This window comes from Acidaminococcus sp. (genome assembly GCF_050873445.1).
Classification (GTDB): domain Bacteria; phylum Bacillota; class Negativicutes; order Acidaminococcales; family Acidaminococcaceae; genus Acidaminococcus.
Genome location: NZ_JBNMIU010000070.1, coordinates 1 through 8366 on the forward strand (window position 1 = coordinate 1; position 8366 = coordinate 8366).

Sequence of the window (8366 nt, forward strand, 5' to 3'; positions counted from 1 at the left end):
AAATAAGCCCCTCGAGTGAGGGGCTGCCAGGAAATGTAGTGCGGTTGGTAGCCTTTAAATCTAGGGCCTTAAGGCCGAGGCAGGTAACGCGGCTTATAGCCGCAGAGCAAACTACCCGTTATACGGGTAGTTTTGATTTATATCAAACAGTTGACATTGCAATGCGAAATGGTTTATAATAATAAAATTTGACTTTGAACCATGCCTGTGCTACACTATATATGGTTATTGATATTGTATCGATTCTGTATGTAAGGAGGGCGCAGAATGTTTGCGGTGGGTGATAAGGTGCTGTATCCCATGCATGGGGCGGCTGTGATAAAAGATGTGGAACAGAAACAGATCAATGGACATCCGGTTAATTATTTTGTCCTGAAGATGCTGCTCAGCGACATGAAGGTCATGATTCCGGAAGTCAATGTGGATAAGATCGGACTGCGGCCCATTGTGAATAAATCCATCCTGCCCAAGGTGGAGGATGTACTGAAGGCCCGTCCGGAAAACAAGATGAAACGGATTACCTGGAACCGCCGCTACAACATGTACGTGGACAAGATGAAAACAGGGGACATCTTTGAGGTAGCCGATGTGGTCCGGACCCTGGCCATCCAGGAAACCGAAAAGAAACTGTCCGCCGGTGAACGGAGGCTGCTGACCACTGCCAAGCAGATCCTGCTCAGCGAGTTCATGCTGGTGGAAAGTGTGAATGAAGAAAAAAGTGAAAAGTGGCTTGACCAGTTCGTCTGATTGGAAGCCTGTCAGGAGGTGCCGCAAAACGGCACCTCCTTTTTTGCAGAAAGTTTAACTTTTTGTGACAATGTCTTTCCTTTACTGGCGTATTATTGTACAATAAAATTTAAGATATTATGCAAGGAGGTGATACTATGTTCGAAAAGATCCTGAAATTCCTGATTGTCCTGGTTTTTGCTGTACTGGGTTTTTTCCTGATGGAAATCGCTACGCCGCTGCTGTCGGAATTCGTCAGTTCAGACTATCTGAAAGTGGGGTTCCTGGGCATTACGCCGCTGAACCTGATCATGGGGGTCATCGGTGCCCTGATCTTCGGGTACATCGGCAAGGCTGTATCCCAGCCGCTGATCCATTACACGGTCCACTTCTCGGAAATCCTGGCCGGGCATCTGGCTGATCTGCCTACCGGCGACATCTTCGTCCTGTCCATCGGGGTCATTACTGGTCTGATCGTGGCTACGCTCCTGGGGACGGCATTCTCCCGCATTCCGATCATCGGGCCTTATATTTCCCTGCTGTTCAGCATCATGGGTGCCATCATCGGAGCCAAAGTGGCTCTCAACAAACGTGAGGATATCCAGTCTTTCTTCAATCGGGTCTGGTTTGCCCGGGGCAAGGAAACTGCCCGCAAACTGGGTTCCCGGCATGCTTCCCGCACTTATAAACTTCTGGATACCAGCGTCCTTATCGATGGCCGCATCCTGGATGTGATCCGGCTTGGCTTTCTGGAGGGGGTCATCGTCATCCCCAAGTTCGTCCTGGAAGAACTGCAGAAGGTGGCCGATTCGGGGGATACATTGAAGCGGAACCGGGGCCGCAGAGGTCTTGATATCGTCCGGGCCATCCAGGCCGACAAGAAGAACCCGGTGGAAATTGCCGAAAAGGACTACGATGACATTACGGAAGTGGATACGAAGCTGGTCCGTCTGGCCAAAGAGAGGAATGGCATTGTGGCCACCAACGACTTCAACCTGAGCAAGGTGGCGGAGATCCAGGGCGTGAAGGTCCTGAATATCAACGACCTGGCCAATGCCTTGAAACAGAGCGTACTGCCGGGAGAAGAACTGCAGATCTATCTGGCCAAGGAAGGCAAGGAGCCGGGCCAGGCCATCGGGTACCTGGATGACGGCACCATGGTGGTGGTGGAAAGCGGCAAGCGCTGCGTGAACTTCACCGTACCGGTGATCGTGACCTCCGTGCTGCAGACTTCTGCCGGGCGGATGATTTTTGCCAAACTGAAATGAAGGGGTTTTGCCAATGGATGACCGATTATTTTGCATCATCGCCGCTGCAGGTATGGGAAAACGACTCGGTTTGGGGTATAATAAAAACTATGCCTGTATCGGTGGCGTGCCCATCCTGATCCGGAATCTGCACCAGGTGGCCCGGGTCCCGGGAATGGTACAGGCTGTGGTGGTCGTGGCGGCCGGCGAGGAGCCGGAAGCTGAGGCACTGCTCCGGCAGTACCGGAAACGGGAATTCCCGGACCTTTCCTGGAGCGTGGTCACAGGCGGCAAAGAGCGGCAGGATTCGGTGGAACGGGGCATTGCGGCCCTGCCTGCGGAAGCCCGCTGGGTGGCCGTCCATGACGGTGCCCGTCCTTTTGCCGCCCCGGAACTGTTTACCCGGGTCTGGCAGGCAGCCAGGGAAACCGGTGCAGCCATTGCGGCTGTGCCCTGCAAGGACACCATAAAAGTGGGGAATCCCACCGGCCAGGTGGAACGCACCCTGGAACGGAGCAGACTGTGGGCGGTACAGACACCCCAGATCTTCACGGCGGATCAGCTGAAAAAGCATGGGGCGTTCGTGAAGGAAAACAAACTGGCTGTCACAGATGACGCCAGCATTGCGGAAGCCATGGGCGTACCGGTGAAACTGGTGCCCGGTTCCTACGAAAATCAGAAGATCACCACCCCGGAAGACCTGGTATGGGCCCGGGCCCTAGTGAAAAAAAAGGAGGAGCGGACCATGGAATTCCGGATTGGTTCCGGTTATGATGTACACCGGCTGGTGGAAGGTCGGGACCTGATCCTCTGCGGGGTGAAAGTCCCCTATGAGAAAGGCCTGGACGGCCATTCCGATGCGGATGTGGCACTCCATGCCCTGATGGATGCACTTCTGGGTGCAGCCGGAATGGGGGACATCGGCAAACTGTTCCCGGATACGGATGACCGGTTCCTGGGGGCTGACAGCCGGAAACTGCTGGCAGCGGTCCTGGCAAGGCTCCAAAGCGAGGGCTGGAAGGTGAACAATGTGGATGTGACCATCATTGCCCAGCGGCCCAAACTGGCATCCTATGAACCTGCCATGAAGGAGAATCTGACGGCCGATCTGGAGATTTCTGCCGGAGCCGTCAACGTGAAGGCCACTACCACCGAAAAACTGGGTTTCACCGGCCGTGGAGAAGGCATTGCTGCTGAAGCCGTGGCCAGTCTGATACGATAAAAACCTTTGGGAGGAAGATACAATGGATAACAAACTGAAAGTACGTTTTGCACCCAGCCCCACCGGGCCGTTCCACATCGGGGGTGCCCGGTCGGCGCTGTTCAACTGGCTGCTGGCCCGCAGATACCACGGCACCATGCTGCTGCGGATCGAAGATACCGACCGGGATCGTTCCAAACCGGAATGGGAAGAGAACATCAAGGCAGCCCTGAAATGGCTGGGTATCGACTGGGACGAAGGGGTGGACGTAGGCGGCCCCAACGGTCCGTACCGCCAGATGGAACGGCTGGATATCTACAAGAAATACACCGACAAGCTGCTGGCAGAAGGCAAAGCCTATTACTGTTACTGTACGCCGGAAGAACTGGAAAAAGAACGGGAAGAACTGACTGCCCAGGGGAAGATGCCCCGGTACATGGGCAAATGCCGGAATCTGACTCCGGAACAGCGGGCTGCGTATGAAGCAGAAGGCCGCAAGCCCACAATCCGGTTCCGGGTCCCCGAAGGCCAGGACATCGTAGTCCATGATATGGTCCGCGGAGATGTGCATTTCGAATCCGACGGCATCGGCGATTTTGTCATCGTCAAGAGTGACGGGATCCCCACCTATAACTATGCAGTGGTCATCGACGATTCCCTGATGGGGGTCAACTGCGTGATCCGGGCCGAAGAACATCTGTCCAACACCCCGCGGCAGCTGCTGCTGTATGATGCCCTGGGCTTTGAAAAACCCAAGTTCGGCCATATTTCCCTGATCCTGGGGCCGGACCACAAGAAGATGAGCAAACGGCACGGCGCCACTTCCGTGGACCAGTACCGTCAGATGGGGTACCTGCCCGATGCCATTGTGAACTTCCTGGCACTTTTGGGCTGGGCTCCCACTACGGACCAGGAAATCTTCTCCCGGGAAGAACTGATTCAGAACTTCTCCATGGACCATGTAGCCAAGAACCCGGCTGTGTTCGACATCAAGAAGCTGAACTGGCTGAACGCCCATTATATGCGCCAGCTGGGTGATGAAGAGTACTTCAACTTTGCGGTGCCCTTCATGAAGGAAGCCGGCTACATGACCGGCGAAGAAACCGGCGACAAGCTGGAATGGCTGAAGAAAGTGGTACTGACTGCCAGGGAACAGGCTGAATTCGGCAAGGAAATCCCTGAAAAAGTAGCCATGTATTTCTCTGACGACTTCGATTTCGAAACGCCGGAAGCGGAAGCTGTCCTGAAGGAAGAAACGGTGCCCCAGGTCATGGGTCTGTTCCTGGACAAACTGGCTGCATCTGAAAACCTGGACCACGCCGGCACCAAGGCCCTGTTCAAAGCTGTACAAAAAGAAACGAAACTGGGCGGCAAGAAAGTATTCATGCCCGTCCGGGTAGCCCTGACCGGCAACCAGCATGGGCCGGAACTGGCGGAAATGATTCCGCTGATGGGCAAGGAGCGGGTGGCAAAACGGATCCGCGGCAGCCTGGCCAAAGCAGGTGTCACCCTGTAAAGAAAAGAAAGGAGCTTTTTATGAGCATCCGTGTATATAACGACATGACCCGGCAGAAAGAGGAATTCGTCCCTCTCCATCCGGGCAGAGTGGGGATCTATGTGTGCGGGGTCACGCCCTATAACCATCCCCATATCGGCAACGCCCGCCCCTTTGTGGTGTGGGATGTAATCCGCCGGTTCCTGGAGCACGAAGGGTACGATGTGACCTACGTGCAGAACTTTACCGACGTGGATGACAAAATCATCAGGGCTGCCAATGCGGAAGGGGTGACCTGGGATGTGATCGCCAACCGGTACATCAAGGCTTATTTCGAAGTCATGGACAAGCTCCATGTGAAACGGGCGCACATCTACCCCCGGGTCTCTGAACATATCCCTGACATCATCCATACGGTGCAGCAGCTTATCGACAACGGCTACGGCTATGTAGTGGACGGAGATGTGTACTACCGGGTGGAGAGATTCTCCCATTACGGCGAACTGTCCGGCCGCAAGCTGGAAGACATGATGGCCGGCGCCCGGGTGGAAGTGGACGAACGGAAAGAGAACCCCATGGATTTCGCCTTGTGGAAGAGCGCAAAACCCGGCGAACCCTCTTGGGACAGCCCCTGGGGCAAAGGCCGCCCGGGCTGGCACATCGAATGCTCGACCATGAGCACCAAGTATCTGGGGGCTACCCTGGACTTCCATGGCGGCGGCAGTGACCTGATCTTCCCGCACCATGAAAACGAAATCGCCCAGAGCGAAGGGGCAACGGGAGTCCATCCCTTTGTCCGGTACTGGGTCCACAACGGGTTCATCACCATCAACGAAGAAAAGATGTCCAAATCCCTGGGCAACTTCAAGACGGTGTATGATCTGCTGAAGGAATACGAACCGGAAACTATCCGGTACTTCATCCTGAACACCCATTACCGCAGCCCGCTGGACTTCAGTAAGGAACGGCTGGAAGAAGCCGGACGGAGCCTGGAACGGCTGCGGACTGCCCAGAACAACCTGCGGGAGATCCAGCAGGTGATCACCGTGGGCCCGGATGCGGAAAGCATGGCCCTGCGGGACAAGGTGGCTGAACTGCGCAAGGGCTTCTTCGATGCCATGAGCGATGATTTCAACACCTCCCTGGCCATCAGCTACATCTTTGCCCTGGCCAAGGAAATCAACGTGTACCACAATGCCATCCTGAGCGGCACCAAAAAGCCTGACGGCAAACTGGTGGAACAGATGGAAAAAGCCTGGAAGGAAATGATCGGGGTCATCGGCATCCTGGAAAACGAACCCCAGGCCAATGCCCAGGGCGGCGCTGTCAGCGATGAAGAGGCTGAAATCGCAGCCAAAATCGAAGAACGGCAGGCAGCCCGCAAAGCCAGAGACTTTGCCAAGGCCGATGCCATCCGGGACGAACTGGCAGCCAAGGGGATTATTCTGGAAGATACGCCCCAGGGAGTACGGTGGAAGAGAAAGTGAGATTTGAACAATATCAAAGACTACTGGACCATGTGCTGGGATCCTGCATCGACGAAAAAACGGTGCAGGATCCCAGGCAGATCCATCCGGTGGAACTGGCCTATATCGGGGATGCGGTTTTCAGCCTGTATGTGCGGCGCCGGCTGCTGCCGGTAAGCAGCCATGTGCAGGTACTCCACGACCTGGCCGCCCGGATGGTTTCTGCGGTGATGCAGGCCAAAGCCATGGACGCTCTGGAAGCGGATCTGACGGAAGAAGAGAGCCAGATCGCCCGCCGGGGCCGGAATACCAAGAGCACGGTGCCCAAAAGCGCCAGTGTGCGGGAATATCGCCAGGGGACAGCCTTTGAAGCACTCATGGGGTATCTGTACCTCATGGACCAGAAAGAACGGCTCCACGAATTGATGGACCGTTCTTTTGTGCTGATTCAGCAGGCCATGCTGGCGGAAAGGAACAAGAAGAAATGATGCATGTGAAACTGATCCGCTATACTCCGGATCCGGATCGCACTGTGGCCATGAGTGCCCGGCTCTGCTATTCACCCATCGGGGCCGAAGAGCTGGAAACGAAGCTCAGCGACAGGGAAGTGGCCAGCCTGGTACGGCGCCTGGGCCAGATGGGGCACACCTCTACCTTCGAGCACGTAAGCTTCACCTTTGCCATTGAAGGGGTGTCCCGGGTACTGACCCATCAGCTGGTGCGCCATCGGATTGCTTCCTACAGCCAGCAGAGCCAGCGGTATGTGAAGGAACACAACTTCGAGACCATTCTGCCGCCCACCCTTGCGGCCAGACCGGAATGCAGGAAACAGTTCGATGAACTGTGCGGCAGGATCCAGGATCTGTATAACCAGTGGACAGAAGCGGGAATCCCGGCAGAAGATGCCCGGTACATCCTGCCCAACGCCGCCGAGACCAAGATCGTGGTCACCATGAACGCTCGGAGCCTGCTGCACTTTTTCCAGCTGCGTTGCTGTTCCCGTGCCCAGTGGGAGATCCGGGCCCTGGCCTGGGAGATGCTGCGCCAGGTGAAGGAAGTGGCGCCCATCCTGTTTGAGAAGGCCGGCCCTACCTGCGAAAGCGGCCGGGTCTGCCATGAAGGGAAAATGAGCTGCGGACGGCTGGAGAAGCTGCTGGCCCGTGATGCTGCCGAGAAAGCGAAGAAGGGCTGACCGCCATGGGCTACAAATCCATTACGGAAATCCAGGAGGAAACCAGGAGCTGGGACTTCATCGATCGGCTGCCGGAGCAGGTGGGCCAGTTCACCAAAAAGAGGGTGGGGACCATTGACGGACAGATCCTGACCATCTGCCGGTACGAGGCCCCGGCCCTGCGGGCAAGCCTGGATATTACCTATTCTTCCGAGACCTTCGACTATATCCTGGTCCATACCATGGGCATGAATTCCTACCGGGACATCCGGTTCATCTATAAGGAGAAGGACATCTTTGCCCAGAAGGTACAGAATTACCTGCCCGGCATCCTGGACTGCATGGAGCATCCCACCAGGGTGAACCTGGGGGAAATGGTGGAAGAGAAGGGTATCCTGACCTGGGACTACGGAAACCATCTGCCGGAGAAAATCGGACCCTTTGAACTGTACATCAGGCCCGCCAATGCCATCGAGCACATCAACGGGTCCATCATCCTGATCGATTATTCCAACTTTGTGCGGAAGGATCAGCTGATCATTATGTACAACCGGCTGAGGGATGAGTTCTTCGGGGAAGTGAAGATCAACTCCGTGTTCCACGCTTCCATGGATTTTGACAGCAGGAACCTGCAGGAACTGGAACAGAGGCTGGAAGACCATCTGGAATCCACCCTGAAATGGGTGGATTCCACGGATCATACGATTTGAAAAATGAGCAGTGAATCGTCACAGCTCATTTTTCAGTGGCTAGTGGGTAGTGATTCATTAAGATTGGTCTAAATGATCGTACAATCGATGACCGTTCAACTATACGATTTAAACGAAGCTTTATTTACCAATCACGAAAAAATGTCCTTGACATTTTTTCCGTCTTATCGTATACTAAACAAGTCGGCGCTTGAAGAAGACGCCGCAACGGCCCAGTAGTTCAGTTGGTTAGAATGCCGCCCTGTCACGGCGGAGATCGTCGGTTCGAGTCCGTCCTGGGTCGCCAATGCCTCGGTAGCTCAGTTGGTAGAGCAAAGGACTGAAAATCCTTGTGTCCGCAGTTCGATTCT

At 55.2% G+C, this 8366-nt stretch carries 8 protein-coding genes and 1 tRNA gene; all 9 read left to right on the plus strand.

Features of this window, described 5'->3' with window-relative positions:
- The first annotated feature begins 267 nt into the window (after positions 1 to 267).
- A complete protein-coding gene (locus ACR0QW_RS10100) occupies positions 268 to 747 on the plus strand; it encodes a CarD family transcriptional regulator (RefSeq protein WP_432643527.1) in 480 nt (159 codons plus the stop codon).
- Between the two features lie 137 nt (positions 748 to 884).
- Positions 885 to 1994 (plus strand): PIN/TRAM domain-containing protein, encoded by a 1110-nt coding sequence (locus ACR0QW_RS10105; protein ID WP_432643528.1) that lies wholly within the window; start codon positions 885 to 887, stop codon positions 1992 to 1994.
- Between the two features lie 13 nt (positions 1995 to 2007).
- On the plus strand, positions 2008 to 3195 hold the full coding sequence (gene ispD / locus ACR0QW_RS10110) for a 2-C-methyl-D-erythritol 4-phosphate cytidylyltransferase (protein WP_432643529.1): 1188 nt from the start codon (positions 2008 to 2010) through the stop codon (positions 3193 to 3195).
- A gap of 22 nt (positions 3196 to 3217) precedes the next feature.
- Entirely contained in the window at positions 3218 to 4690 is a 1473-nt protein-coding gene (gltX, locus tag ACR0QW_RS10115) for a glutamate--tRNA ligase (RefSeq protein WP_432643530.1), read from the plus strand.
- Positions 4691 to 4710: 20 nt separating this feature from the next.
- On the plus strand, positions 4711 to 6156 hold the full coding sequence (cysS, locus tag ACR0QW_RS10120; RefSeq protein WP_432643531.1) for a cysteine--tRNA ligase: 1446 nt from the start codon (positions 4711 to 4713) through the stop codon (positions 6154 to 6156).
- Complete coding sequence (locus ACR0QW_RS10125; protein WP_432643532.1) at positions 6153 to 6623, plus strand: Mini-ribonuclease 3; 471 nt, start codon at positions 6153 to 6155, stop codon at positions 6621 to 6623. The genes cysS and ACR0QW_RS10125 overlap by 4 nt, the downstream gene beginning before the upstream one ends.
- Positions 6623 to 7327, plus strand: a complete 705-nt coding sequence (gene thyX / locus ACR0QW_RS10130; RefSeq protein ID WP_432643534.1) for an FAD-dependent thymidylate synthase — start codon at positions 6623 to 6625, stop codon at positions 7325 to 7327. The genes ACR0QW_RS10125 and thyX overlap by 1 nt, the downstream gene beginning before the upstream one ends.
- Before the next feature lie 5 nt (positions 7328 to 7332).
- Positions 7333 to 8016, plus strand: coding sequence for a hypothetical protein (locus ACR0QW_RS10135; protein WP_432643533.1), 684 nt, complete (start codon positions 7333 to 7335; stop codon positions 8014 to 8016).
- Positions 8017 to 8225: 209 nt separating this feature from the next.
- A tRNA-Asp gene (locus ACR0QW_RS10140) sits at positions 8226 to 8302 on the plus strand.
- Positions 8303 to 8366: the final 64 nt, after the last annotated feature.

Coding starts and splice junctions, on each gene's coding strand:
- ACR0QW_RS10105 (WP_432643528.1), top strand. CDS start 885: ATGTTCGAAAAGATCCTGAAATTCCTGATTGTCCTGGTTTTTGCTGTA.
- cysS (WP_432643531.1), top strand. CDS start 4,711: ATGAGCATCCGTGTATATAACGACATGACCCGGCAGAAAGAGGAATTC.
- thyX (WP_432643534.1), top strand. CDS start 6,623: ATGCATGTGAAACTGATCCGCTATACTCCGGATCCGGATCGCACTGTG.
- ACR0QW_RS10100 (WP_432643527.1), top strand. CDS start 268: ATGTTTGCGGTGGGTGATAAGGTGCTGTATCCCATGCATGGGGCGGCT.
- ispD (WP_432643529.1), top strand. CDS start 2,008: ATGGATGACCGATTATTTTGCATCATCGCCGCTGCAGGTATGGGAAAA.
- gltX (WP_432643530.1), top strand. CDS start 3,218: ATGGATAACAAACTGAAAGTACGTTTTGCACCCAGCCCCACCGGGCCG.
- ACR0QW_RS10135 (WP_432643533.1), top strand. CDS start 7,333: ATGGGCTACAAATCCATTACGGAAATCCAGGAGGAAACCAGGAGCTGG.